General features: G+C 64.5%; 26 protein-coding genes and 1 pseudogene. 19 read left to right on the plus strand and 8 right to left on the minus strand.

Features of this window, described 5'->3' with window-relative positions:
* Nucleotides 1–10 precede the first annotated feature (10 nt).
* Together NX782_RS16545 and NX782_RS16550 are read right to left on the minus strand one after the other, a co-directional pair.
* Nucleotides 11–409: a DUF3619 family protein gene (locus NX782_RS16545; protein WP_258846577.1), complete on the minus strand. Its 399-nt coding sequence runs from the start codon at nt 407–409 to the stop codon at nt 11–13.
* The gene (locus NX782_RS16550) at nt 406–978 is read right to left on the minus strand and encodes an RNA polymerase sigma factor (RefSeq protein ID WP_258846578.1); all 573 of its coding nucleotides are present in this window, start codon (nt 976–978) and stop codon (nt 406–408) included. The genes NX782_RS16545 and NX782_RS16550 overlap by 4 nt, the downstream gene beginning before the upstream one ends.
* A gap of 108 nt (nt 979–1,086) precedes the next feature.
* Between NX782_RS16550 and NX782_RS16555 the strand changes: the two are divergent.
* The 6 genes and pseudogenes from NX782_RS16555 (at nt 1,087) to pssA (ending at nt 7,339) form a co-directional block, all read left to right on the plus strand.
* Nucleotides 1,087–1,589: pseudogene (locus NX782_RS16555) on the plus strand (glutathione S-transferase N-terminal domain-containing protein).
* 429 nt (nt 1,590–2,018) lie between these two features.
* Complete coding sequence (locus NX782_RS16560) at nt 2,019–3,746, plus strand: acetolactate synthase 3 catalytic subunit (RefSeq protein WP_258846579.1); 1,728 nt, start codon at nt 2,019–2,021, stop codon at nt 3,744–3,746.
* On the plus strand, nt 3,746–4,237 hold the full coding sequence (gene ilvN, locus NX782_RS16565) for an acetolactate synthase small subunit (protein WP_258846580.1): 492 nt from the start codon (nt 3,746–3,748) through the stop codon (nt 4,235–4,237). The genes NX782_RS16560 and ilvN overlap by 1 nt, the downstream gene beginning before the upstream one ends.
* A gap of 63 nt (nt 4,238–4,300) precedes the next feature.
* Nucleotides 4,301–5,317 carry a ketol-acid reductoisomerase gene (gene ilvC, locus NX782_RS16570; RefSeq protein ID WP_258846581.1) on the plus strand — a complete coding sequence of 339 codons (1,017 nt, stop codon included), beginning with the start codon at nt 4,301–4,303 and terminating at the stop codon, nt 5,315–5,317.
* A gap of 268 nt (nt 5,318–5,585) precedes the next feature.
* Entirely contained in the window at nt 5,586–6,368 is a 783-nt protein-coding gene (locus tag NX782_RS16575) for an SIMPL domain-containing protein (RefSeq protein WP_258846582.1), read from the plus strand.
* Nucleotides 6,369–6,451: 83 nt separating this feature from the next.
* Nucleotides 6,452–7,339, plus strand: coding sequence for a CDP-diacylglycerol--serine O-phosphatidyltransferase (gene pssA / locus NX782_RS16580; RefSeq protein ID WP_258846583.1), 888 nt, complete (start codon nt 6,452–6,454; stop codon nt 7,337–7,339).
* A 15-nt stretch (nt 7,340–7,354) separates the two neighbouring features.
* On the opposite strand, the gene NX782_RS16585 is transcribed toward pssA, so the two are convergent.
* From NX782_RS16585 to NX782_RS16595, 3 genes are all read right to left on the minus strand, one after another.
* Complete coding sequence (locus NX782_RS16585) at nt 7,355–8,131, minus strand: hypothetical protein (protein WP_258846584.1); 777 nt, start codon at nt 8,129–8,131, stop codon at nt 7,355–7,357.
* Nucleotides 8,132–8,199: 68 nt separating this feature from the next.
* Nucleotides 8,200–8,715, minus strand: coding sequence for a hypothetical protein (locus NX782_RS16590; RefSeq protein WP_258846585.1), 516 nt, complete (start codon nt 8,713–8,715; stop codon nt 8,200–8,202).
* 7 nt (nt 8,716–8,722) lie between these two features.
* Nucleotides 8,723–9,226: a hypothetical protein gene (locus tag NX782_RS16595; protein WP_258846586.1), complete on the minus strand. Its 504-nt coding sequence runs from the start codon at nt 9,224–9,226 to the stop codon at nt 8,723–8,725.
* 197 nt (nt 9,227–9,423) lie between these two features.
* Here NX782_RS16595 and rpsO point away from each other — a divergent pair, with 197 nt between their 5' ends.
* From rpsO to NX782_RS16645, 10 genes are all read left to right on the plus strand, one after another.
* A complete protein-coding gene (rpsO, locus tag NX782_RS16600; RefSeq protein ID WP_036175277.1) occupies nt 9,424–9,693 on the plus strand; it encodes a 30S ribosomal protein S15 in 270 nt (89 codons plus the stop codon).
* Between the two features lie 183 nt (nt 9,694–9,876).
* The gene (gene pnp, locus NX782_RS16605) at nt 9,877–11,988 is read left to right on the plus strand and encodes a polyribonucleotide nucleotidyltransferase (protein WP_258846587.1); all 2,112 of its coding nucleotides are present in this window, start codon (nt 9,877–9,879) and stop codon (nt 11,986–11,988) included.
* A gap of 154 nt (nt 11,989–12,142) precedes the next feature.
* Entirely contained in the window at nt 12,143–12,529 is a 387-nt protein-coding gene (locus NX782_RS16610; protein ID WP_258846588.1) for a hypothetical protein, read from the plus strand.
* A 380-nt stretch (nt 12,530–12,909) separates the two neighbouring features.
* A complete protein-coding gene (locus tag NX782_RS16615; protein ID WP_258846589.1) occupies nt 12,910–13,770 on the plus strand; it encodes an STAS domain-containing protein in 861 nt (286 codons plus the stop codon).
* Between the two features lie 7 nt (nt 13,771–13,777).
* Complete coding sequence (locus tag NX782_RS16620) at nt 13,778–14,134, plus strand: STAS domain-containing protein (RefSeq protein WP_258846590.1); 357 nt, start codon at nt 13,778–13,780, stop codon at nt 14,132–14,134.
* Nucleotides 14,134–14,601, plus strand: a complete 468-nt coding sequence (locus tag NX782_RS16625) for an anti-sigma regulatory factor (RefSeq protein ID WP_258846591.1) — start codon at nt 14,134–14,136, stop codon at nt 14,599–14,601. The genes NX782_RS16620 and NX782_RS16625 overlap by 1 nt, the downstream gene beginning before the upstream one ends.
* A complete protein-coding gene (locus NX782_RS16630) occupies nt 14,589–15,623 on the plus strand; it encodes a SpoIIE family protein phosphatase (RefSeq protein ID WP_258846592.1) in 1,035 nt (344 codons plus the stop codon). Before NX782_RS16625 ends, NX782_RS16630 begins: the two co-directional genes overlap by 13 nt.
* A complete protein-coding gene (locus NX782_RS16635; RefSeq protein ID WP_258846593.1) occupies nt 15,620–16,945 on the plus strand; it encodes an ATP-binding protein in 1,326 nt (441 codons plus the stop codon). The genes NX782_RS16630 and NX782_RS16635 overlap by 4 nt, the downstream gene beginning before the upstream one ends.
* 3 nt (nt 16,946–16,948) lie before the next feature.
* On the plus strand, nt 16,949–18,841 hold the full coding sequence (locus NX782_RS16640; RefSeq protein WP_258846594.1) for an ATP-binding response regulator: 1,893 nt from the start codon (nt 16,949–16,951) through the stop codon (nt 18,839–18,841).
* A gap of 148 nt (nt 18,842–18,989) precedes the next feature.
* Complete coding sequence (locus NX782_RS16645) at nt 18,990–19,178, plus strand: hypothetical protein (RefSeq protein WP_258846595.1); 189 nt, start codon at nt 18,990–18,992, stop codon at nt 19,176–19,178.
* Nucleotides 19,179–19,244: 66 nt separating this feature from the next.
* On the opposite strand, the gene NX782_RS16650 is transcribed toward NX782_RS16645, so the two are convergent.
* Both NX782_RS16650 and NX782_RS16655 read right to left on the minus strand, forming a co-directional pair.
* Nucleotides 19,245–20,654 carry a M16 family metallopeptidase gene (locus NX782_RS16650; protein WP_258846596.1) on the minus strand — a complete coding sequence of 470 codons (1,410 nt, stop codon included), beginning with the start codon at nt 20,652–20,654 and terminating at the stop codon, nt 19,245–19,247.
* Between the two features lie 11 nt (nt 20,655–20,665).
* On the minus strand, nt 20,666–22,069 hold the full coding sequence (locus NX782_RS16655; protein WP_258846597.1) for a M16 family metallopeptidase: 1,404 nt from the start codon (nt 22,067–22,069) through the stop codon (nt 20,666–20,668).
* Between the two features lie 392 nt (nt 22,070–22,461).
* Here NX782_RS16655 and NX782_RS16660 point away from each other — a divergent pair, with 392 nt between their 5' ends.
* The 3 genes from NX782_RS16660 to NX782_RS16670 all read left to right on the plus strand — a co-directional run bounded on the left by NX782_RS16660 (nt 22,462) and on the right by NX782_RS16670 (nt 24,396).
* Complete coding sequence (locus NX782_RS16660) at nt 22,462–23,223, plus strand: GIN domain-containing protein (RefSeq protein ID WP_258846598.1); 762 nt, start codon at nt 22,462–22,464, stop codon at nt 23,221–23,223.
* Nucleotides 23,224–23,273: 50 nt separating this feature from the next.
* Nucleotides 23,274–23,885 carry a tetratricopeptide repeat protein gene (locus NX782_RS16665; protein WP_258846599.1) on the plus strand — a complete coding sequence of 204 codons (612 nt, stop codon included), beginning with the start codon at nt 23,274–23,276 and terminating at the stop codon, nt 23,883–23,885.
* A gap of 166 nt (nt 23,886–24,051) precedes the next feature.
* On the plus strand, nt 24,052–24,396 hold the full coding sequence (locus tag NX782_RS16670) for a KGG domain-containing protein (protein WP_258846600.1): 345 nt from the start codon (nt 24,052–24,054) through the stop codon (nt 24,394–24,396).
* A gap of 151 nt (nt 24,397–24,547) precedes the next feature.
* Here the strand turns inward: NX782_RS16670 and NX782_RS16675 are convergent, their stop codons facing one another.
* Nucleotides 24,548–25,861, minus strand: a complete 1,314-nt coding sequence (locus NX782_RS16675) for an SGNH/GDSL hydrolase family protein (protein ID WP_258846601.1) — start codon at nt 25,859–25,861, stop codon at nt 24,548–24,550.
* Between the last annotated feature and the right edge of the window lie 142 nt (nt 25,862–26,003).

Below are 26,003 nucleotides of genomic sequence, written 5' to 3' on the forward strand. Positions count from 1 at the left end.
AAGCTGGGCCTTACTGTGCGCGTTGCGGTGCTTGCTGCTGTTGCTGGGCCAGGTAGGCGTTGAAGCCGTGGTCGGTGTAGGCGGTGAGCGGCAGGTCGTCCGACAGCACGGCGGCGTCCAGGTCGGCCAGCTCGGCCGCGCGCTGTTCGTGCTCGCTCTGGTAGACGCCAGCCAGGCCGATCACCATCGCCAGCAGCGGCGCGGCCACGGCCAGGCCCTTCATCCAGCGCATGTCGAACAGCCGGCGCTTCTCCTGCACCGGCACGCGCGGCGCATCGGCCTTCTTGCGCGCGAGGGCAAGGGCACGCGCGGCAGCCAATCGGTCGGTGGTCGAGGCCGGCAGATTGTCGAGGTTCTCGTTCAGGGCGTGGCGGATCTTGTACGCCAGGTTGATGTCGTCGGTGTTCATAATTTAATTCCCTTGGCCTCCAGGGCTTTTTGCAGGGCATGCGTAGCGCGAGAACAATGCGTTTTCACACTGCCCTCGGAGCATCCCATTGCTTGGGCCGTTTCGGCCACGTCCATGTCCTGCCAGTAACGCATGAGGAAGGCCTCCCGTTGACGCGTAGGGAGCTTTTGTATCTCTTCATCGATCTGACGCAGGGTTTCCGCGCGTTCGACCTGATCTGCACTCGACTCGGCAGCGGCCGACCCTTCTTCGGCCTCGTAGGAATTGAGTATATCAAAGTCCTCGTCGTCGTCTTCACCGCGTCGACCCAGGTTTCCGAAAAGGCTGACCCAGGTATTGCGCACTTTCTCGCGCCGAAAATAATCGAGGATGGTGTTCTGCAAAATGCGTTGAAAGAGCATCGGCAGTTCGGCCAAGGGCTTGTCGCCGTATTTCTCGGCCAGCTTGATCATGGCGTCCTGAACGATGTCCAGCGCTGCCTCGTCCTTGCGGACCGCGTACGCTGCCTGCTTGAAGGCGCGCCGTTCCACACTTTCGAGGAAGTCGTTGAGTTCTTTGTCGGTTGCCATGCGATGAAGGGTCGGAAAACCCTCGAATCCTAGCAAAATTTATGCTTGAGCGCACGCTAAACCGGCTGCGCGATTTGTGACTGTGCGGCAAAAATGAGGAGACGGACCATGCTGCGCATCCTGGGGAAGGCAAGTTCGATCAATGTCCGCAAGGTCTTGTGGACTTGCGCCGAGCTCGGCCTGCCTTTCGTCCGCGAAGACTGGGGTGCCGGCTTCCAGCCGACCTCGTCCCCGGCTTTTCTCGCGTTGAATCCGAACGCGATGGTGCCGGTGCTGGTCGATGGCGCAGACGTTGACGCTCCTGTGCTGTGGGAATCCAACACGATCTGCCGCTATCTGGCCGCGCGGCGCATCGTGATGCTTTCCAGGTCGAGCACAGCATCGCGCAGTGGCACCGTCACATGGGCATCCTCGACGGCCAGCTGGCCGGGACCGGCGCGTATGCCGCCGGCGCGGATTTCTCGCTGGCCGATATCGTGCTCGGCCTTTCGCTCAACCGCTGGCTGATGACGCCAATGCCGCGTCCGGATTATCCGGCGATTCAAGCCTATGCCGAATTGCTGCGTCTGCGTCCGGCATGCCGCGAATTTTGTCTGAATGGAGTCCCCTGAATTGAAAGCGATTTGCGCGGCCATTAATGAAGCGAATTCAACGCCGAGTCGGTTAAGTGCACCAATTTGGCCATTTCCATCTTTGTACTTGACCGGAATGGTGCAACGCAGTAAGGTGTATAACGCTTTGCAACCCCGAAGCCCAAAGTCATCCGGAGCGGCATACCCCGCCGGTCCAGGCATGACGCGCTTTCACATGTAGGCAGTTTGCTCCCACCCGCGCCAAAAGCGCGAGAGACACGCATTCCGCACACAGAAACTCACGCCAAACGAGTTTGCGACCAGCGCCGTTTCGTAAGTCATCTACGGGTGACTGAAAGATCGACGTGAGCGCAGAAAGAAGGGAAGCATGAGCACTGTTGCGCGACACGTATCTCGTCAGGCACGAGCATCCGATCAATCTCCCTATGGGTCTTGAAAGGAAACGTAATGAGTCACGACGCAGCAGTTCCCATCACGGGCGCTGAGATACTGGTCCGTTGTCTGGCAGAGGAGGGCGTGAAGCACGTCTTCGGCTACCCGGGCGGCGCGGTCCTGTATATCTACGACGCCATCTTCAAGCAGGACAAATTCCAGCACATCCTGGTGCGCCACGAACAGGCGGCCATCCACGCGGCCGACGCTTATTCGCGCAGCTCGAATCAGGTTGGCGTGGCCCTGGTCACTTCCGGTCCGGGCGTCACCAATGCCGTCACCGGCCTCTCCACCGCCTACATGGATTCGATTCCGATGGTGGTGATCTCGGGCCAGGTGCCGACCCACGCGATCGGCCAGGACGCCTTCCAGGAATGCGACACGGTCGGCATCACGCGGCCGGTGGTCAAGCACAACTTCCTGGTCAAGGACGTGCGCGACGTCGCCGCGACGATCAAGAAAGCCTTCTACATCGCACGTACCGGCCGTCCGGGCCCGGTGCTGGTCGACATCCCGAAGGATGTCAGCATGCAGAAGGCCCTGTACGACTATCCGCGCGAAATCGAGATGCGCTCGTACAAGCCGGTCGACAAGGGCCACGCGGGCCAGATCCGCAAGGCCGTGCAGCTGCTGCTGTCGGCCGAACGCCCGATGATCTATACCGGCGGCGGTGTGATCCTGGCGAACGCATCGAACGAACTGAACCGCCTGGTCGACAAGCTCGGCTACCCGGTCACCAACACGCTGATGGGCCTGGGCGCCTACCGCGCGTCCAGCGGCCACTTCGTCGGCATGCCGGGCATGCACGGCACCTACGAAGCGAACATGGCGATGCAGCATTGCGACGTCCTGGTCGCGATCGGCGCCCGCTTCGACGACCGCGTGATCGGCAACCCGAAACACTTCGCCAGCAACCCGCGCAAGATCATCCACATCGACATCGACCCGTCTTCGATCTCGAAACGCGTGAAGGTCGATATCCCCATCGTCGGCAACGTCAAGGACGTGCTGGTCGAGCTGCTGTCCCAGCTCGACGCCGCCGAGCAGAAGCCGAATGAAGGGGCGCTCAAGAAATGGTGGAGCCAGATCGGCGAATGGCGCGGCCGCGAGTGCCTGAAGTACACGCCGTCGGATGAAGTCATCAAGCCGCAATCGGTGGTCGAGACCCTGTGGCAGGTCACCGGCGGCGATGCCTTCGTCACCTCCGACGTCGGCCAACACCAGATGTGGGCTGCACAGTACTACCCGTTCAACCAGCCGCGCCGCTGGATCAACTCGGGCGGCCTGGGCACGATGGGCGTCGGCCTGCCGTACGCGATGGGCGTGCAGATGGCGAACCCGAACGCGACCGTGGCCTGCATCACGGGCGAGGGCTCGATCCAGATGAACATCCAGGAGCTGGCGACCTGCAAGCAGTACCACCTGACGCCGAAGATCATCCTCCTGAACAACCGCTTCCTGGGCATGGTGCGCCAGTGGCAGGAGCTCGACTACAACTCGCGCTACGCCGAGTCGTACATGGATGCGCTGCCCGATTTCGAGAAGCTGGCCGAGGCCTATGGCCACGTCGGCATGCGCATCGAAAAGCCGGGCGACGTCGAGGGCGCGCTGCGCGATGCCTTCGCCATGAAGGACCGCCTGGTGTTCATGAACTTCATCACCGACCGCAGCGAGAACGTCTGGCCGATGGTCAAGACGGGCAAGGGCTTGTCGGAGATGCTGCTGAGCTCGGAGGACCTGTAATGCGACACATCATTTCCGTCCTGCTCGAGAACGAAGCGGGCGCCCTGTCGCGCGTGGTCGGGCTGTTCTCCGCGCGCGGCTACAACATCGAGACGCTGACCGTGGCGCCGACCGAAGACGCGACGCTGTCGCGCATGACCATCGTCACCACCGGTTCGGACGACATCATCGAGCAGATCACCAAGCACCTGAACCGGCTGATCGAAGTCGTGAAGGTGGTCGATCTGACCGAAGGCCAGCACATCGAGCGCGAGCTCATGCTGATCAAGGTGAGGGCGGTCGGCAAGGAGCGCGAAGAGATGAAGCGCACCGCCGACATCTTCCGCGGCCGCGTCATCGACGTGACCGAGAAGACCTACACGATCGAGCTGACCGGCGCCAAGAGCAAGCTGGACGCCTTCATCGATGCGATCGACCGCGCTTCCATCCTCGAGACCGTGCGTACCGGCGGCAGCGGCATCGGTCGCGGCGAAAGAATTTTGAAGGTGTAGGGTGGGCACCCCGTGCCCACGCGTCACACCCGCATACAACGAACCCAAAACACAGGACATCAAATGAAAGTTTTCTACGACAAAGACTGCGACCTCTCCCTCATCAAAGGCAAGAACGTCGCCATCATCGGCTACGGCTCGCAGGGCCACGCGCACGCCCAGAACCTGAACGATTCCGGCGTCAACGTGACCGTCGGCCTGCGCCGCGGCGGCGCCTCGTGGACCAAGGTCGAACAGGCCGGCCTGAAGGTCGCCGAAGTCAATGAAGCGGTGAAGGCCGCCGACGTCATCATGATCCTGCTGCCGGACGAGAACATCGCCCAGGTCTACAAGGAAAACATCGAGCCGAACGCGAAGCAGGGCGCCGTGCTGGCCTTTGCTCACGGCTTCAACGTGCACTACGGCCAGGTCGTGCCGCGCGCCGACCTCGACGTCATCATGGTCGCGCCGAAGGCCCCGGGCCACACCGTGCGCGGCACCTACAGCCAGGGCGGCGGCGTGCCGCACCTGGTCGCGGTCTACCAGGACAAGTCGGGCGCGGCGCGCGACATCGCGCTGTCGTATGCGATGGCGAACGGCGGCGGCCGCGCCGGCATCATCGAGACCAACTTCCGCGAAGAGACCGAGACCGACCTGTTCGGCGAACAGGCCGTGCTGTGTGGCGGTACCGTCGAGCTGATCAAGGCCGGTTTCGAGACCCTGGTGGAAGCCGGCTACGCGCCGGAGATGGCCTACTTCGAGTGCCTGCACGAGCTGAAGCTGATCGTCGACCTGATCTACGAAGGCGGCATCGCCAACATGAATTACTCGATCTCGAACAACGCGGAATACGGCGAGTACGTGACCGGCCCGCGCATCGTGACCGACGACACCAAGAAGGCGATGCAGCAGTGCCTGAAGGACATCCAGACCGGCGAGTACGCGAAGTCCTTCATCCTCGAGAACAAGGCCGGCGCCCCGACCCTGATCTCGCGCCGCCGTCTCACCGCCGAGCACCAGATCGAACAGGTCGGCGGCAAGCTGCGTGCGATGATGCCGTGGATTGCGAAGAACAAGCTGGTGGATCAGTCGAAGAACTGATCGGGCGGTAAACATAGTGACCGTCGTTCCCGCGAAAGCGGGAACCCATGCTGAGCATCGGGATTGGTCGACTTCGGTGTCTCAGTATGGATTCCCGCCTTCGCGGGAATGACGGCAAGTAGCGGGAATGACGGCAAGTAGCGGGAATGACGGCAAGTAGCAGCAATGACGTAATGAGTTGCAACGATTTGCAAAAGTCCATTACATCCATCCCCCGCCTGCGCAAAACACGCTATCGTTCTTCCTGTAACTCAACAGGAGAACAAGCATGCGTCCTTCCCGCCTCATCCTCGCCGCCAGCCTTGGCCTGGCCCTGAACGCCCATGCGCAGACCGCGCCTGCACCCGCCGCGGCAACGACCAGCGGCACCCTGATCATCGTCCCCGCCTATGGCGAAGTGAAGCACGCCAACGACGAAGCCACGGTTACCTTCTCGGTCGAAGAGCAGGACAAGGACCGCGCCGTCGCGCAGGCGCGCGTGAACCAGAAGATGAAGCAGGGCACCGAGATCGTGCGCCGCGAAGATCCGAAGGCGGAGCTGAAGACCGTCAATTACTACAGCTACCCAGTGTACCCGGAAGTGCCGGACAATCCGCAGCGCCCGCTGGCGACCCAGGCTGCGCGCCGCACGCCCATCGGCTGGCGCGTCGGCCAGTACCTGGAGCTGAAGACCCGCAATCTGGAGAATCTGCCGAAAACGGCTGCGGCGGCCCAGAACGTACTGGGCATCAGCGGCATCGACTATCACCTCAGCCCGGAGCTGACGAAGAAGCTCGACGACGAGCGCATCGCCGCGACTTACCGCAACCTGAACGAGCGCATTGCCTCGATTGCGCGCGCGATGGGGCGGAACGTCAACGATGCCACGATCGACACCGTCGACTTCGAAGGCAGCGGCCATTACGCGGGCGGGCAGGGCGAAGCCGCCGCCGCGCCGATGGCGATGATGCGTGGCAAGCGCGCCGACATGGCCGAGACGCCCGAGCCCAGCTTCGAGCCCGGCGAAACCCGTCTGGAGATGCGCCTGGTTGGCAAAGTGAAATTCCGATAAGCGTATCGGTTCGCTAACTGCAGGGCGCGGCCATATAATGGCATGGTCCGCGCCCACGCGCGCAGTTACCGAATAACAATACTATGCCAACCTTCCCTCGCCGCAGAAAGAACGACGGGCCCAAGACGGGCCGCTTCGGTCGTTTCAGCCGTTTCCGCTTCAGCCGCCGCACTGGTAACGGCGCACGCAGCCTCGACGCCGGCGCCCGTCCGCGCCGCGGCATCTACCTGCTGCCGAATGCCTTCACCACCGCCGCCCTGTTCGGCGGCTTCTACGCGATCGTGATGGCGATGAACCAGCGCTTCGACCACGCCTGCTGGGCCGTGTTCATCGCCATGGTTCTCGACGGGCTGGATGGCCGCGTGGCGCGGCTGACCAACACCCAGTCGGAGTTCGGCGCCCAGTACGACTCGCTGTCGGACATGGTGTCCTTCGGCGCCGCGCCGGCGCTGGTGATCTACGAATGGTCGCTGCGCGGTCTAGGCAAGCTCGGCTGGATCGCCGCCTTCGTCTACTGCGCCGGCGCCGCGCTGCGCCTGGCGCGTTTCAACACGAATATCGAAGTGGTCGACAAGCGCTTCTTCCAGGGCCTGCCCAGCCCGGCCGCGGCGGCGCTGGTCGTTGGTTTCGTGATGATGATGACCGATCCCGAAATCAATATCAGCCCGCGCCAGGCCGACTGGATCTCCTGGGTCATCGCGCTGTTCGCCGGCATCACCATGGTCACCAACGTGCCTTTCTACAGCTTCAAGGACGTCAACTTCCGCAAGTCGGTGCCCTTCATCGTCGTGTTCCTGGTCGCGCTCGGACTGGCGCTGCTGGCAATCGACCCGCCGAAGGTGCTGTGGCCACTGTTCGTGCTGTACGGCCTGTCGGGCTACGCGGTCTATGTGTACCGCTTCGCCAAGGGCAAGCCGGTCAGCATCGTGCAGACCGGGGAAGAGCCGCTGGATCCGAGCGAGCGGCGCTGAGGCTTCGGCGCACCTTCAGTCGCGCAGGGTGCGCCATTCCTGCCTGGTCGCCGTCCCTTCGTCCTGCGGGCAATTGGTGATGCGCAGCTTGCCGTGGTGTTCGATCATCTCGACATTGGTCGTGGGTGAGCGCTCCGTGATGCAGTAGGTGCGCCTGCCGGTGATGACGCGCGAACGGCGCGCGCCGTCGCCGGAATTGTTCACCAGCTCCTCGACCTTCGGCGCTTCGAACAGCTCGGGCTTGGCCAGGGCCGCCGCTTCTTCCATCTTCTTGCGCATCCGCATCTGCGGGCTGTCCAGCGGCGCGGCAATGTAGGGATTGTTCTCCTTGCGCAGCGCCTTGGCGATGCTGCCGATGTCGCGCCTGGCCTGCTGCAGAATCTGTTCTGCGCTCGGCTTTTGCGGAATGGCGGCTTGCGGCTGCGCGTCGGCATCCGTTGTGGTCGCGGCCGGTGCGCCTGGCGTGATGGCCGTGTCGGCGCTGGGGCCAGGCGTCGGCGTCACGACCGGCAGCGGCGGCAGGGAGAGGGCAGGGCCCGCCTGTGCACGCGGCGCTGCGGCTTCCTTGTGCGGCGCCGGCACCGGCGCCGTTGCTTCTTGCTTGCGCCGTTCAGGCTTGAGCTGCGCCAGTGGAATCCAGAAAATATCGCTATGCCTGCCTTCTTCGGATGGCGCCGGCGGTGGCGGCGTGCGCACCATCTGCCAGCCGCCGAGCAGCGCCACGTGCACGAGAGCGGTCAGCAGCAGGCCAAAGCGGCGGTCGGTCGTCTGAGAGCGGTAGGCAAGGTCCATGTGGAAAGAGTATAGCCGTCGCCATATCTTGCTTTCTCACACATCCTCACCGGGCGCCTAGGCTTGCCTTAACGGTGCCGGAAGCGGTCGTCGTACATCGGGTCCGGGCCATTCAGCATTTGCTGCACCACGCCTTGCTGGTCGAAGTGCACGCTCATCAGCGAGTTCCAGACGCCGGCCTCCTTGTAGCGATAGGACCAGACTTCGTAGTTGTGGAAGGCCACGCGCGAGACCTCGGCCGGGCGCCCGTAGTTGCGCAGGATGTCGTCCTTGGTCCACTGGCCGATCTTGACCTTCGCGAAGTTCTCGCTGGTCAGCACCTGCTCGAAGGACAGCAGGCGGCCGTCCGGTCCGATGCGCGCCATGTGCTGGAACTGGCCCATCGGCTGGCCACGGTATTCGAGCACCTGGCCGCCGTCCGGCAGGGGATAGCTGGCAGCCGGCTGGCCGAGCCTGGCGGTGACCTCGGCCAGCGGCGCGCCCACCGGCGGCGGCTGGCGGAACAGCGGGGCGCAGGCGGACAGGGCGAACGTCAACGCCAGGGCCAACGCCCCCAGCGCCACGCTTCTCAACAGGTTTGGCATCGCATCCTCACAATCCCTTGAAGCGCTCGTCGAACAGCGGGTCCGGGCTGTTGAACACGCGCAGCACCGTGCCGCGCGCATTGAAGTCCACGTTCATCAGCGAATTCCATATGCCTTTCTCCTTGTAGCGATAAGACCAGATCTCGCCTTCTTCCAGGCGCGAGCGCACGACCTCGGCCGGACGCCCGAAGTGGCGCAGGACATCGTCGCGGTTCCAGCGGCCGATCTCGATCCTGGCGAAGTTTTCGTCGGTCAGTACCTGTTCGTAGGACAGCAGCGTGCCATCGGCGCCCATGCGCGCCATATGCTGGAACTGGCCCATCGGCTGGCCACGGTATTCGAGTACCTGGCCGCCGGCCGGGTCCGGGTACACGGCGTTCGGCTGGCCCAGCTTGGCCGTCACCTCGGCCAGCGGCGCACCCACCGGCGGCGTGCGGCGGATGATGGGCGCGCAGGCGGACAGGGCCAGGATGAGTGCCAGGACACCCGCAGTTTTGATTGTCTTCGTCATCGCTTTATCCAGTTCGGGTTCTTGATGCATGCCAAAACGGCAATGCCAACCCTCACATTGTAGCGAAGCCGAGGAAAGACTGGCCTCACCGGACAATTTGCCCTATACTTCCCGGTCTTGGCTTTTGAGGCCAGGTTTCTCAACAATTCACGGTGCGCTGGGTTCCGACTCTTGCACCGCATGTGAAAGGTAATATCATGACCGTAGAAAACATCAACAAGGCCGCCATCATTGCGGACAACGCACGTGGCGACAAAGACACCGGCTCCCCGGAAGTCCAGGTTGCACTGCTGACCGCCCGCATCAACGAACTGAACGGCCACTTCAAGGAACACCAGAAGGACCACCACTCGCGCCGCGGCCTGATCATGATGGTCAACCGTCGTAAGAGCCTGCTGGCTTACCTGAAGCGCAAAGACCTGAACCGCTACCGCGACCTGATCGCCAAGCTGGGTCTGCGTAAGTAATACCAGCATTGAGCCGACTGGCTTGATCATGAAATGCCTGCGTCAGCCCGACTGCCGCAGGCATTTTTCATTTTAGTCATTCGCGGAAATTGGCCCAATTTCCCCGACTGATTATTGGTTGGAACTGTGGTGAGGTGAACGACAGCGCCTGAAATTCTGTCGGCAAATAGAAAGGGATTACCCATGTTTAACAAAGTTACGAAAACCTTCCAGTACGGCGAACACACCGTGACCCTGGAGACCGGCGAAATCGCTCGCCAGGCCAGCGGCGCCGTCGTCGTGTCGGTCGAGGACACCGTTGTCCTGGCAACCGTGGTGGCGAAGAAAGACGCCAAGCCGGGCCAGGACTTCTTCCCGCTGACCGTCGACTACATCGAGAAGAGCTACGCCGCCGGCAAGATCCCGGGCGGCTTCTTCAAGCGCGAAGGCCGTCCGTCGGAGAAGGAGACCCTGACGTCGCGCCTGATCGACCGTCCGATCCGCCCGCTGTTCCCGGAAGGTTACCTGAACGAAGTCCAGGTCATCATCCACGTGCTGTCCGTGAATCCTGAGATCGATCCGGACATCCCGTCGATGATCGGCGCCTCGGCCGCTCTGTGCGTGGCTGGTATCCCGTTCAACGGCCCGATCGGCGCCGCCCGCGTCGGCTACGCCAACGGCCAGTACATCCTGAACCCGACCACCACCCAGCTCAAGACCTCGCAGATGGACCTGGTCGTCGCCGGTACCGAGCACGCCGTGCTGATGGTCGAATCCGAAGCCCAGCAGCTGTCGGAAGAAATCATGCTGGGCGCGGTCGTCTACGGCCACGAGCAGATGAAGGCCGTAATCGACGCGATCCACGCCCTGGTCGAAGAAGGCGGCAAGCCGGAAGTCGAGTGGGCCCCGGCACCGAAGAACGAAACCCTGATTGCGCAAGTCGCACAACTGGCCGACGCGAAAATCCGCGACGCCTACCAGACCCGCGAAAAGTCGGCACGCCAGCAGAAGCTGAAGTCGCTGTCCGGCGAAGTGATGGCCGCACTGGCCGAGCAGGGCGTCGAAGCCGATGCGGCCGAAGTCGGCAACATTTTGTTCGACATGGAAGCCAAAGTGGTTCGATCGCAGATCCTGGAAGGCGAGCCGCGTATCGACGGCCGCGACACCCGCACCGTGCGTCCGATCTCGATCCGCACCAGCGTCCTGCCGCGTACCCACGGCTCGGCCCTGTTCACCCGCGGTGAAACCCAGGCGCTGGTCATCGCCACCCTCGGCACCGGCCGCGACAGCCAGAAGATCGACGCGCTGATGGGCGAGTACACCGACGACTTCATGATGCACTACAACATGCCTCCGTTCGCCACCGGCGAAACCGGCCGTGTTGGCACCCCGAAGCGCCGCGAAATCGGCCACGGCCGCCTGGCCAAGCGCGCGCTGGTCGCTGCGCTGCCGTCGCCGGAAGAGTTCAGCTACTCGGTGCGCCTGGTCTCGGAAATCACCGAGTCGAACGGCTCGTCGTCGATGGCCTCCGTCTGCGGCGGCTGCCTGGCGCTGATGGACGCCGGCGTGCCGATGAAGGCACACGTGGCCGGCATCGCCATGGGTCTGATCAAGGAAGGCGGCAAGTTCGCGGTCCTGACCGACATCCTGGGCGATGAAGACCACCTGGGCGACATGGACTTCAAAGTGGCCGGTACCGCCAATGGCATCACCGCGCTGCAGATGGACATCAAGATCCAGGGCATCACCAAGGAAATCATGCAGGTGGCACTGGCGCAAGCCAAGGACGGCCGCCAGCACATCCTGGCCGAAATGCAGAAGGCCATGCCGACCGTGAAGACCGAGCTGTCGGACTTCGCACCGCGCCTGATCACCATCAAGATCAACCCGGAGAAGATCCGTGACGTGATCGGCAAGGGCGGCGCCGTGATCCGCGCGCTGACCGAAGAGACCGGCACCCAGATCGACATCACCGACGAAGGCATCGTGACCATCGCGTCGGTCGACGCCGCTGCCGGCCAGGAAGCCAAGCGCCGCATCGAAGAGCTGACCGCATCGGTCGAAGTGGGCAAGACCTACGACGGCACCGTGCTGAAGCTGCTGGACTTCGGCGCGATCGTGCAGGTCATGCCGGGCAAGGACGGCCTGCTGCACATCTCGCAGATCGCCAACGAGCGCGTCAACGCCGTGGCCGACTACCTGAAGGAAGGCCAGCAAGTGCGCGTGAAGGTCCTCGAGACCGACGAGCGCGGCCGCCTGAAGCTGTCGATGAAGGCTGCTGCTGCGGATGACGCGGCAGCGGGCGCGGCGCAGTAATCCTGCGTGCTCCCCGGCTGCTTCGGTGGCCGGCTTGAAAAAACCGCCAGTGCGTGAGCCTGGCGGTTTTTTGTTTCTTGCGCCGTTCGCAGTGGCCATCTTGTGTGCCATGCTAGCGTCCTGCTGCATCCAACAGACTCACCATGGAGCAGAGATGGATCGGCATAACACTTCGAATGGCCTGCGTTTGCTTTCCATGACGCTATCGGTGCTGATGACGCTGTCCGGATGCTCGTCCGAATCCGTCGAGGACCAGGCGAAAAAGCTCGGCCAGCGCGAATTTACAGTCCAGGCATGGAAGGCCGGCACGCAGGAAGAGCGCGGCCAGATGGTCGCGTCCTTCCTTGCCAGGTACAAGCCTGCCGATCTGAGCGCGAAAGAGGTGAGACGTCTGCTCGGCCCTTCGACTGGTTACTACGACTACGATGAGTATCCGGCCTACCTCGTCGGTCCAAGGGCGGTGAAGAGCGATTACGGTGACGGCTATCTCTGGTCTTCATCACGGACAAGCGTCATGGGAAGGTCCAGAAAGTCCTTCTGATGCCACCTGTAAGAGACTGAAGTATTGTTTGCCGCTCCACGGTAACGAAGCAGCGGTCGCTCAGGCGGCCGCTTTTCATGTTGCGGACTTAGAAGGCAAACACAAAAAACTACTGCCGAGTTCCGCCAAAATTAGTACAATCAAAACCATCAAATCCCGGCCGCCGAAGCCCCGTCGGCCGGTCTAACTCCCCCATTCTCATCACTTCCGCCAAATCGGCGCGCGGACCGTCTGGCTGGACCAAAACCAGGCCGGTGCATACCTGCAAACGTGTCGTAGCGCGGTGGAAATGAATGGTATAGTTTGTCATTTAACAGAATGGGCCCTGGCATGACGTCAAAGGGCCTTAACCTTCCAAGACAAGAGCAAAGGAACGACAGATGACCACTCAGGACTACGCAACCCGCATCAGCCAGATCATCCAGGAGCACGAGGCCGATATCGGCGCCGAGTGGATGGCGCAGCTGGAGGCGCTGACGGTCCGTTCGAACGTGGTCTCGAAGGACCAGCTGCGCAGGCATTGCCAGCAATTCCTGACGGCCTTCGCCAAGGGCACCGGCGGCGGCGAGCTGCAGAACATGGAGCACCGCTCCTGGGATGAGGTGCGCGACCTGCTGGCCGAGATCTCGTCCGCGCGCGCCAAGGGCGGCTCGACCCCGAGCGAAACCGCGACCTTCGTGTTCTCGCTCAAGCAGCCGCTGTTCGCGCGCCTGAACGCCGGCTTCGCGAACGATCCGGCGGCCCTGGCCAACGCGTCCTGGACCATCAGCTCGCTGCTCGACAAGATGGGCCTGTACACCATCGAAGTGTTCCAGCGTGCGCGCGACCAGATCATCGTGCGCCAGCAGCAGGAACTGCTGGAACTCTCGACCCCGGTGGTCAAGCTGTGGAACGGCATCCTGGCGCTGCCGCTGATCGGCACCCTGGATTCGGCGCGTACCCAGGTGGTGATGGAAAACATCCTGCAGAAGATCGTCGACACCGGCGCGGCCATCGCGATCATCGACATCACCGGCGTGCCCACCGTCGACACCCTGGTGGCGCAGCACCTGATGAAGACCATCGCCGCGGCGCGCCTGATGGGTGCGGACTGCATCATCAGCGGCATCCGCCCGCAGATCGCCCAGACCATCGTCCACCTGGGCGTGAACCTGGAAGACGTGACCACCAAAGCCAGCCTGGCGGACGCCTTCGTGGTGGCGCTCGAGCGCACCGGCACCTCGATCGTGAAGAAGGGCTGAGATCCGCATGGAACGCATCCCGATTCTCCGCATGGGCGACCTGCTGCTGGTGACGATCCAGGTCGACATGCATGACCGCCTGGCGATGACGCTGCAGGACGACCTGACCGAGCGCATCGTGCGCGATAATGCCAAGGGCGTCCTGATCGACATCTCGGCATTGGACCTCGTCGATTCCTTCATCGGGCGTATGATCAGCAACACGGCCGCCATGGCGCGCGTGCTGGACGCCCAGACCGTGGTGGTCGGCATGCAGCCGGCGGTCGCGATCACGCTGGTGGAGCTGGGCCTGACCCTGCATGGCGTGAAGACGGCGCTGAACGTGGAAAAGGGCATGGCCCTGTTAGGAAAGAACCATATTTGATGAGCGCAGCTCTCAATAACGCAGTGGCTTTCGACACCGCGCTGCTCGAGCTTCATGCCCGGCTGCGTACGGGGCGCACCACGCTGCCCCTGCGCTCCGACGAGGACGTGGTCGGCTTGCGCAGGCACGTGCGCGAGCGCGCGGTGGCGATCGCGCTGTCGCTGGTCGACCAGACCAAGCTCGTCACCGCCGCCAGCGAACTGGCGCGCAACACGATCAAGTACGGCGGCGGCGGCGAAGTGCATCTCGACGCGCTGGAAGATGGATTCAAACGCGGGATCGGCCTGATCTTCGTGGATAATGGGCCGGGCATCGCCGACCTCGACATGGCCCTGCGCGACGGTTACACCACCGGCGGCGGCCTGGGCCTCGGCCTGGGCGGCTCCAAGCGCCTGGTCGACGAGTTCGACATCGATTCCCGGCCGGGAGAGGGCACGGCAGTGTCTGTCGTCAAATGGAAACGCTGATCAGTTCACTGCACCCGCAGCTCGTCTTTCCGATCAATCACGCCAGTGACGTCGCCGCCGCCCGCCGCGCCGGCCAGAAACTGGCCGACGAACTGGGCTTCGACGAAGTCCAGGCCGGCCGTCTCGCGATCGTGGTGACCGAAGCCGGCACCAACATCCTCAAGCACGCGGGCGAGGGCACGCTCTACATCATGCGCGCGCAGTCGGGCGCATCGATGGCGGGCGTCGACGTGCTGGCGATCGACAACGGTCCCGGCCTGCTGGACGTCGCCGCCAGCTTCCAGGACGGCATCTCGACCGCCGGCACCGCCGGCAATGGCCTCGGCGCGCTGCGCCGCCAGTCCGACGAGTTCGATTTCTGGTCGATGCGTGGCAAGGGTGCGGCCTTCTTCATGCGTCTGTGGCGCGGCAGCCCGCCGCCCGAGCCTTGCGGGGTCGAGGTCGGCGCGCTCTACGTGCCGCTGGCCGGCGAAGACGAATCCGGCGACGGCTGGGCCGCCAGCTGCGGTCCCGACGGCGCCACGCTGCTCGGCGTCGACGGCCTCGGACACGGGCCGGAAGCGGCCAAGGCCGCGCGCGCGGCGGTGCATGCGCTCGAACGCCGGCCTTCGTCGGCCCCGGGCGAGGTGCTGCAGGCGGCGCACGAGGCGCTGCGCATCACGCGCGGCGCGGCGCTGTCGGTGGCACGCATCGACTATGCCGGCAACGACGTGCGCTTCGCCGGCATCGGCAACGTCAGCTGCGTGGTCCACGATGGCGACACCCGCCGTGCGCTGGTCTCGCACAACGGCATCGTCGGCGCCAACATGCGCAAGGTGCAGGAATTCAGCGCCGACTGCCCGCCGGGCGCGCTGGTGATCCTGCACTCGGACGGCGTGCAGACGCAGTGGGATCTGAACGACTATCCCGGCCTGCACGGACGCGTGCCGGTGCTGGTCGCTGGCATCCTGATGCGCGACTTCATCCGCGGCCGCGACGACGCGCTGGTGCTGGTCGGCCGGCGCCGGGGAGGGCATGCATGAGCGCGCAGCGCATACTCAATGTCGGCCTGTCCGGCGAACAGGATATGGTGCTGGTGCGCCAGCGCGCGCGCCAGGTATCAAAGCTGCTCGGCTTTTCGCAGCAGGACCAGGTGCGCATCGCCACCGCGGTGTCGGAGGTGGCGCGCGGCGCCTGCCAGCTGGCTTACGGCGGCCGCGCGGTGTTCCAGATCGAGGAGCACGACGGCCGCCGCCAGTGCCTCGAGATGACGATCTCGAGCGGCAGCGCGGCGGCGGGCCGGAACCTGCCGGACGATGCGCTGGTGACGATGCACCGCCTGATGGACGAGTGCAGCGTCAAGGCCGATGCCGGCGGGGCGCCGGTGGCCATGATGTGCAAGGTCCTGCCGCTCCAGGCCAGGGTGGATTCCGCGCGCCTGGCCGAACTGGGCGCCCAGCTCGCCAAGGACAGCCCGGTGGCCAACAGCTACCTCGAGGTGCACCAGCAGAACCAGGAACTGGTTGCGACCCTGGCCGAGCTGCGCGAGCGCCAGGAAGACCTGCTCGGGCTGACGCGCGAACTCGAAGACACCAACCGCGGCATCGTCGCGCTGTACGCCGAGATCGAGGACAAGGCCGAGCGCCTGCGCAAGGCGGACGAGATGAAGTCGCGCTTCCTGTCCAACACCAGCCACGAGCTGCGCACGCCGCTGTCGTCGATTCGCGCGCTGGCGCGGCTGTTGCTGGACCGCCTGGACGGCGACCTGACCCAGGAGCAGGAGCGCCAGGTGAAGTTCATCGAGAAGGCCGCCAACGACCTGTCGGAACTGGTCAACGACCTGCTCGACCTGGCCAAGATCGAGGCCGGCAAGGTCGAGGTGCAGTTGGCGCCGGTATCGGTGGACAACCTGTTCCGCGCCCTCAAGGGCATGCTGCGCCCGCTGGTCGACGAAGCGCGGGTCGAGCTGGTGTTCGACACGCCCGACTTTGCCGAGACCTTCGAATCGGACGAAGGCAAGATCTCCCAGGTGCTGCGCAACTTCATTTCGAATGCCCTGAAGTTCACCGAACAGGGCGCGGTGCGCGTCCACGCCGTCTGGGACGGCGAAAGCGATACCATCACCTTTTCGGTGGCCGACACCGGGATCGGCATCAGCCCGGACAACCTGCAACTGATCTTCGAGGAATTCAGCCAGATCGAGCACCCGCTGCAGCGCCGCAGCAAGGGCACCGGCCTTGGCCTGCCGCTGTGCCGCAAGCTGGCCGAGCTGCTCGGCGGACGGGTCGAGGTGGAGAGCCAGGTCGGTACCGGCTCCACCTTCAGCCTGATCCTGCCGCGGCGCTTCCCGCACATTGATGGATAGACGATGACCAACCCCACCCTGATCTTGAACGTCGACGACAACGACGGCGCCCGCTACGCCAAGACCCGGATCCTGAAGAGCGCCGGCTTTGAGGTCGAGGAAGCGACCAACGGCACCGACGCGCTGGCGGCCGTCAAGCGCCACAACATCGCGCTGGTGCTGCTGGACGTGAAGCTCCCGGACATCAACGGCATCGAAGTCTGCCGCCGCATCAAGTCCGATCCCGACAGCGCCATGGTGCTGGTGCTGCAGACCTCGGCCGCGCTGACCGGCCGCGCCGACAAGATCCGCGGCCTGGAGGGCGGCGCCGACAACTACCTGGCGGCGCCGATCGAGGCCGACGAACTGATCGCCAACGTCAACGCGCTGCTGCGCATGCGCCAGACCCAGAGCGCGCTGCGCGACAGCGAGGAGCGATTTCGCCAGCTGACCGACAACGTCGAGGACGTGTTCTGGATGTTCTCGGTGCCGGCGCGCGCGCTCGAATACGTCAGCCCGGCCTATGCCAAGATCTGGGACCGCAGCGTCGACTCGCTCGAGCGCGAGCCGGACAGCTGGCTGGACGCCGTGCATCCGGACGACCGCGCCTATGTGAGCGGGCTGTGGAACGGCCTGCGCGAACATCCGCACTACGAGGCCGAATTCCGCATCGTCGCCGACGGCGCGTCGCGCTGGGTGCGCGACCGCCTGTTCCCGGTGCGCGACGGCCGCGACGAGGTCTACCGCGTGGCGCGCGTCACCAGCGACATCACCCGGCGCAAGGAAATGGAAAGCCTGCTGCGCGCGGCCGACAGCAACAAGAACGAATTCCTGGCGACGCTGGCGCACGAGCTGCGCAATCCGCTCTCGCCGATCCGCAACGCCGCCGCGCTGCTGGGCGCGACCGGCACCGGCGCGGCCGAGCGCCAGGCGCGCGCGCGCGAGGTGATCACGCGCCAGGTCGACCACCTGGCGCACCTGGTGGACGACCTGCTGGACGTGGCGCGCATCTCGGAAGGCAAGATCGCGCTGCGCAAGGAAGAAGTCGACATGAACGGCGTGATCGCGCAGGCGATCGAGACCGCCGGCCCGCTGATCGCGGCCCGCGAGCATCGCCTGGAAGTGATCCAGCCGGAGCAGCAGATCTGGGTCTCGGGCGACCCGGTGCGCCTGGCCCAGTCGATGGGCAACCTGCTGCACAATGCCGCCAAGTTCACGCCCAAGGGCGGCCACATCAAGGTGTCGGTGCAGCTGGACGGCGACCTGGTCCGCATCGCGGTGCAGGACAACGGCATCGGCATCGCCGAGGACAGCCTGCCGCGCATCTTCGGCATGTTCGCGCAGGCGGCGGTGCCGCCCGACCGTGCGCCGGAAGGCCTCGGCATCGGCCTGTCGCTGGTGTCGCGCCTGCTCGAAATGCATGGCGGGCACCTGTCCGCGACGAGCCCCGGCATCGGCATGGGCAGCACCTTCACGGTCGAACTGCCGGTGCTGCGCACCTCGACGCCGCAGCAGCCTGCACCCGACGCCGGCGGCGACGATGCCGGCCAGACCGGGCAGGGCGGCCGCCGCGTGCTGCTGGTCGACGACAACGTCGACGCCATGGAGATGATGGCCTTCCTGCTGGCCGAGATGGGCTACGAAGCCCACACCACGGCGGATGCCACCGGCATCGTGGAGCTGGCGCTGGCCCAGCGCCCGGACGTGATCGTGCTCGACATCGGCTTGCCGAACGTCGACGGCTACGAGGTGGCGCGCATGCTCAAGCAGCACCCGGTGCTGAAATCGACCCGGCTGGTGGCGCATACCGGCTACGGCTCGCCGGAAGACCGGCGCAAGGCGCATGAGGCGGGATTCGATGCCCACCTGGTCAAGCCGGCGGAGCTGGATGACCTGGAAAAGGCGTTGCAGGGCTGAGTGTTCGATGCGTGGGCACGGGGTGCCCACCCTACGTCGACGGGTAGGGTGGGCTCCCCGAGCCCACGCGCGTGCGTGTGTCAGCGCACCGAAAATCGCGTCGAACCGTCCTAATCTGGCGGCATCTACTCACCAGAAGGAGGATGCCATGCCCAAGGGAGCCAGCCCCAAACGCGAGCGCGAGTACAAGAAGCTCGAGACCGAGTTCAAGAAGGAACACCGCTATCCGGGCCGCGAGGAGGAAGTCGCCTCGCGCATCGTCAACAAGCAGCGTGCCGAGCATGGGGAGACCAAGCAGTCTTCCAGCGGCGGCAACAAGCAGTCGGCCAAAAAATAATCCAGACATGAAAAAAGCCTCACGGGCTCGCACCCGGGAGGCTTTTGCACGCCTGTCTGAGGCGGATTACTTATCCGTGACGGTGAACTCGCCGAAGGCCTTCAGCTGCTCGCCGACGGACTTGCTGTCGCCGACCACGACGATCGACTGGTTCTCGGGCGCAAAGTACTTCTTCGACACATCGCGGATCTGCTCCGGCGTCACCTTCTGCATTAGCGGCACGTACTGACTCAGGTACTCGGGCGGCAGGCCGACCAGCCAGTTGCTCACCAGCGTCAGAGCCACCGCACTTTGCATCTGGTTGGCCAGCAGGTAGGAACCGGCGATGTAACGCTTGTTCATGTCCAGCTCCTGCGCGCCGACCAGTTCCGTACCCATGCGCTTGTACTCGGCCAGATGGTCGTTCAGCGCCGCCCCGGTCACTTCGTTGCGCACGTCGGCGAAACCGACCACCGAGCCACCTTCGCGCATCAGGCGCGCGCCCGCATACGCGCCGTAGGTGTAGCCCTTTTCCTCGCGCAGCTTGAGGAACAGGCGGCCCGAGGATCCGCCGCCGAGGATGGTGCTGGCAAGGCGCAGCGGGACCTGGTCGGGGCCGGTCGCGGGCAAGGCCGGGCCGCCCACGCGGATGGCCGATTGCACGCTGTTGGCACGCTCCAGCAGCAGGTGCGCCGGCTTGGGCGGCGGCTCGACCTTCGCCAGTTCGGCGGGCGCAGGGCCGTTGGCCTTCCAGTCGCCGAAGGCCTGCTCGGCCAGCTTGAGGGCGTCGGCGTCCTTGATGCGGCCGGCGATCACCAGCAGCGCGTGGTCCGGCCGGAAGCGCTTGGCATGTTCGCTGCGCAGCAGCGCTTCCGTCACTGAACCGATTGCCTCGGCCGTCGGGGTCGTGTGGCCGTAGGGGTGGCTGCCGTACAGCGCGGCATTCAGCGCGCGCTCGGCGCGGTAGCCCGGCTGGGTCTCCGCCATGCGCAGGGACTGCAGCGCGTTGGCCTTGGCCAGTGCCACTTCTCTGGACGGGAAGGACGGCGTGCGCGCGACTTCGGCCAGCAGTTGCATCATTGGCGAAGCCTGCGAGGCCAGCGAGTTGGCGATGATGTAGACGCCGTCCGACGTGGCGCCGGCGCCGACCGAGCCGCCCAGGCCCTGGGCCGCTTCGGCGATCGCGCGCGAATCGCGCTTGGCGCTGCCTTCATTGAGGAGGCCGGCCAGCATGCTGGCGAAGCCGGGATGGGTGGCGTCGTCGGCGCCCAGGCCGGCGCCGCGCACGGCCAGCACCATGTCGACGCGCGGCGGACCATTGCGTGGCACGACCCAGATCTGCAGGCCGTTGGCCAGGGTTTTCCTGGTGATCTGTGGGGAAGGCAGGGGCTTGTCCTTGCCATAGGCCGGCATGCCTGCCGGCGTGGCTGGCTCGGCGGCAAAGGCCGGGGCGGCGAAGGCCGCTGCGACGGCGGCGATGAGCATCAGTTTTTTCATCGATGCGTTCCTTATTTCGTTGGGGCGGCCGGTGCTGCGGCGGCGGGTGCTGCCGGCGCGGCGGGCGCGCGCGGAGCGGGTTGACGGTCGATCACGGTGCGGTTGGCCGGCACCAGGTAGGTCGCAGCGACGCGCTGGACGTCGGCCGGGGTCACGGCGTCGATCCAGCCCGGCACCTTGTTGACGATCCTGGCGTCGCCCCACAGAGTCTGCATCTTGCCCAGGGTGTCAGCGCGGCCAAGGATGTTTTCCAGGCCGTTGTTCCAGTCGGCCTGCATGCGCGTCTTCACGCGCTTGAGGACGGCCGGATCGACACCGTTTTTCGCGACCTTCCCGATTTCCTCGTCCATCGCGGCCAGCATCGCGTCGGCGCTGCTGTTCGGCTTGTACAGGCTGGTGACGGTAAACAGGGTCGGGCCGTCGTATTCGAACGGTCCGACCAGGCCGAAGCCGCTCGAAATGCGCAGGGCGATTTCGCGGCCCTTGACCATGCCCTGGTAGAACATCGAGGCGTCGCCGCCAGCCAGCAGTTCGGCGAGCACGGCCATCGGAGCCTGGTCGCGGTGGCCGCGCGCGGGCACTTTCCAGCCGACGGCCACGGCCGGCACCTGGATCAGTGGGTCGCTCTGCTGGATCCGCTTCTCCTGCGTGTTCAGGCCTTCCGAGAAATCGCCCGCGGCCGGGGTTGGACGCGTGGCGATGCCGCCGAAGTACTTCTGCACCAGTGCGAAGGCCTGGGCCGGGGTGACGTCGCCGGCGATCGAGACCACTGCGTTGTTCGGGCCGTAGTAGTCGCGATGGAAGGCGCGCACGTCGTCGAGGCTGGCGCCTTCCAGATCCTCGAAGCTGCCGTAGCCGTCGTGGTTATTCTCCCACTTCTGGAACGCCAGTTGGCCGATGTCGAGCCAGCTGAAGCCGCCGTACGGACGGTTCTTCACGTTCGCGCGGATCTCTTCCTTCACCACGTCCTGCTGGTTCTTTAGCGTGGCCGGGTTGAAGTCGAGGGTCTTCATGCGGTCCGCTTCGAGCCACAGGATCGGCTCGAGCGCCGACGACGGTGCGGTCTCGATGTAGTTGGTGAAGTCGGGTCGGGTCGAACCGTTTTTCTGGCCGCCGCCGCCGGTGATGATGCGGTCGAACGCGCCCTTCGGCGCGCCCGGGGTGCCCTGGAACATCAGGTGTTCGAACAGGTGGGCGAAGCCGGTGCGGTTGCGCGGCTCGAGCCGCATGCCGACGTGGTAGACGACCGAGACGCCGACCGTAGGCGAGCTGTGGTCTTCGGAGACGACGACTGTCAGGCCGTTGTCGAGCTTCTTGATGTTGACCGGCAGGGTCCACTGGTCGTTGTTCGCGGCATGGGCGGACAGCGACAGCGTGGCACCGGCCAGCAGGGCGGGTAATAGGCGCTTGCGCATTGATAACCTCTGGTTTGGACTGAACTCGAAACTGCCTCTTTGTGCCCGGATCATATCCAGGCAGCATTTTATATTAGCTCAATGTCATGCATTTACGTAACTTTTTTGTTCAATAACTTGCGGTGTGCTGAAAATCTGATGACAAACGCGTACAGTTTTCCGGCTGACCGTGCCGGATAATGGCCGGTTCAGCCGCGCCGCCGTCTGCATGCCGTCGTCCTCTTTTGACGCTCGGGGTGCGCTTTCTGCAGTTCGTCGCAAATTCCTGGGCATGGACGAGCTCCATCGCTACCCTGAGGATGTGTCATGCCAACCTGGAAATTGTCGAGGTGGCACAATTCCATAGAGCAAGGTACGCTTGCATGACAAGAACACGGATTTCGGAGAATTGGATGAACAATGTTTTCAAGCTCGGCCTGGCGGCCACGGTTTTCTGGGCTGGTTTCGGCCTGGCCCAGGCAGCGCCCGAGGTCGCCACCGAGACGCGCCCCATCGATGCGCGCGTGGTGCGCGTCAAGCTCGACGGCGCGGTCGATCTGCGGATCCGCCAGGGCAGCGCCGCTACCCTAACCCTGAGCGGGGATCCACGCTGGCTGGCCAGGACCGTCACCGTGCAGAGCGGCGATACGCTGAACATCGATACCGAACTCCAGGGTCGCGTGCGCCTGGGCTCGCTGCATGCCGAGCTGACCCTGCCGGCGCTACGCGAAGTGAGTTCCGAGAGCCTGGGCTCGACGGACGTGTCCGGCTTCTCGGGCGACGAACTGGAACTGAGTTTGGATGGCGCCGGATCGATGCGGATATCATGTAATTACAGGCTGGTATCGGCCAGCCTGGGCGGCATCGGCAGCATGCACCTGCAGAGCCTGAACGGCGAGGGCGTCGACCTGAACCTTCGCGGGGCCGGCATCGTGAACCTGAGCGGACGCGCCAAGTGGCTGAAGGCCGATCTCGGCGGACTGGGCAGCCTGGACGCGAAGGAGTTCGTCGCCGACAGCGTCAACGTCGACCTCTCGGGCCTGGGCAACGCCAGCGTGACGGCGCACCAGAACGCCAACCTGAACCTGTCCGGCATGGGCTCGGTAACGGTGTTCGGCAAGCCCCAGAACCGCAGGGTGGCGGTCGACGGGCTGGGTAAGGTGAGCTGGAAGTAAGCCGACCATCAAACACAAGAACAATAAAAAGACCTGTTCCGAACGAGACAATGAGAAAACACATCGTTGCCATCCTGCTGGCCCTGGGGCTGCACAGCACTGCGATGGCCGGCTTCACGGAAGGCGCCAATGCCTACAACGCCCGCAACTATGCGCTGGCGCTGAAGGAGGTCACGCCGCTGGCTAAGGCCGGCAACGCCGATGCGCAGCATTTGCTGGGCCTGATGTACTACATGGGCCGCGGCGTGCAGCGCGACTACAAACAAGCCTTTGCCTGGCATTACAAGGCGGCGCTGCAGGGCAAGGCCGACGCCCAGTACGTGATCGGGGCGATGTACTACACCGGCAACGCCGTGCCGCTCGACCAGAAGCTGGCCGTGACCTGGTTTCGCAAGGCTGCCGAGCAAGGCCACCCGGATGCCCAGCACGCGCTCGGGCTGATGTACCGCTACCACGTCGCCGGCATGCCCCAGGACATGGTAATCGCCTACATGCTGTGGAACCTGGCGGCCGCCAACGGCCACCGCAGCGCGACCGAGCAGCGCGCCATCATCGCGCGCCAGATGACCCAGGAACAGATCGAGGAGGCGCAGTCGCTGTCGCGCAACTGGAAGCCCGGCACCGCGCTGCCGACCCAGTCAAAAACGGGCACGAACTCTTGAGTTGTTTTTCGATGCAAAGACCAAACCGACGTCCCATGAAGGCATAGTCCTACAAAGTCATGGCAGTTTATAGGTGGGCGGACACGGCAATGGTGACTAACATGGTCCTGTCTCAGCGCGCTTTTCAGCGAACTGGAGCATAACCCAACTATTATTGGAGGCAATCATGGCATCGAATAACCAAGGCGGCGGCAACAAGGGAAATAACCAGAGCGGCGACACCAGCAACCGCGGTTTCGCCTCGATGGACCCGCAAAAGCAGCGCGAAATTGCATCCGAAGGCGGCAAGGCCGCTCACGCATCGGGCAATGCCCACGAGTTCAATTCGGAAGAGGCGCGCCGCGCGGGCTCGATGAGCCACAAGAACGATGGTAACCAGCAGAGCCAGGGCGGCGGCAGCCAGCAGAGCGGCGGCGGCCAGGGTGGCGGCCAAGGCAGTGGCCAGCGCGGCGGCTCCTCGGAGCAGCATGCGAAGGCTGGCTCGCAGAGCCACAAGAACGACAAGAAGTAATCAGTTAGTCGCTAGTTTCGACGATCCCGGCATTGCCGGAATCGTCGTCCCCGCGAAGGCGGGGACCCAATCTCTGCTTGCGCTGTCGAAGCGCTTGCAAACTTGGGTCCCCGCCTGCGCGGGGACGACGTTTTTCGCGGGACGACGTTCGTTACTGCCTGGTCGCCGGCACCGGCCCCTGCAGATAAGTCCCGCCCAGCGAGCGGAACAGCTCCAGCGGCACCGCATTGCCCATCGCCTGATAGCCCAGGTCGTTTGGGTGCAGATGGTCGCCGCTGTCGTAGGCTGGCAGGAAACGGGTCGGATGGGACGGGTCGCGCGTGACGCGGTCGAAATCGATCACGGCATCGAACTCGTCGCTGGAACGAATCCAGTTATTGACGGCCTGGCGCACCACTTCCTTCTCCGGCGAGTAATAACCCGCACCCTCGAACGGCGTGAGCGTCGCCCCATACACGGCGATGCCTTTCGCATGCGCACGCGCAATCACCTGACGGTAGCCGGCGATCAGCTCGTCGGCCGAGATCGGCGTTGCGTTCGGGCTGTTGCCGATATCGTTAATGCCGATCATCAGGGTCATGTAGCGCACGCCTGCCGTGGCCAGCACATCGCGGTCGAAGCGTTCCTGGATGTTGCGGCCGGCCAGCGAGCCTTCCGGCGGATTCGATAGCAGGCGGTTGCCGCTGATGCCGCGGTTGACCACGCCCAGGCGGACGTTGATGCCCTGGATCGGATCGCGCACGGTCTGCAGGCGCCGCGCCAGCCAGTCGGGCCAGCGGTTGTTGGTGTCCGGCGTGCTGCGGGTGCCGTCGGTGATCGAATCGCCCAGGGTCACGATGGCGGCGCCGCCACTTGCCTGGCCGCCCTCAACGTCGACTTCAGTGAGGAAGGGCCAGGACAGGATCGTGCGCTGGGTCGGCAGCGAAGCCGCGCCGGTGAAGTCGCCCGGCAGCGAGACGTAGTTGGTCTGGCTCGCGGTGCCATGGATGGTGGTGGCGCCGACGGTGCCCGGCAGGTACAGGCTGATTGCTAGATCAGACAGCGCCGGCACGTTCAGGTTGACTGGATCGGACAGCACCGGCGCGCCGGGCGGGATCGTGATCGAGGTATTGCCGCTGAAGGTCAGCGCGCGATCGGTCCCGGCCTGCGTATCTGCTCCATTCGCAGCTCCACCCGCACGCAAAGCGATATGGGCCGCGCCAATGCGCAGCGGGGTGCTGCCCATCTCGTTGGATAAACGAATCCGGACCCGATTGCCGCCGATACTGGAGTGCACGATCAGACGCACGGTCTGGTCGGTGAAGGTCTGGGTGTTCGCCGCCAGCGGCGGACCGCCGGGGCCGGCACCCCAGGTGCCGACCCAGCGTTCGGTGGTCCAGTTCTGGGCCTGGGCGCCAAACGGCGCGAAGGCCAGGCTTGTTGCCAGCGCCAGGCCGGACAACAGGGAAGGTAAGCTCAACTTCATGTTTCGCTCCTTGGTGATGGGCAATGCACTATGCATGAGCCCGCTGAGCCAATCTAGCAGTCTCGACCGTGGCAGCAAGGCGCCCGAAGGCTTTTGTTGAGCTGGCGCTAACCCGCATCGCATTTTCGGTGCAACTCAGCAT

Origin of the sequence: Massilia norwichensis, from assembly GCF_024753245.1 — a bacterium.
Classification (GTDB): Bacteria; Pseudomonadota; Gammaproteobacteria; order Burkholderiales; family Burkholderiaceae_D; genus Telluria; species Telluria norwichensis.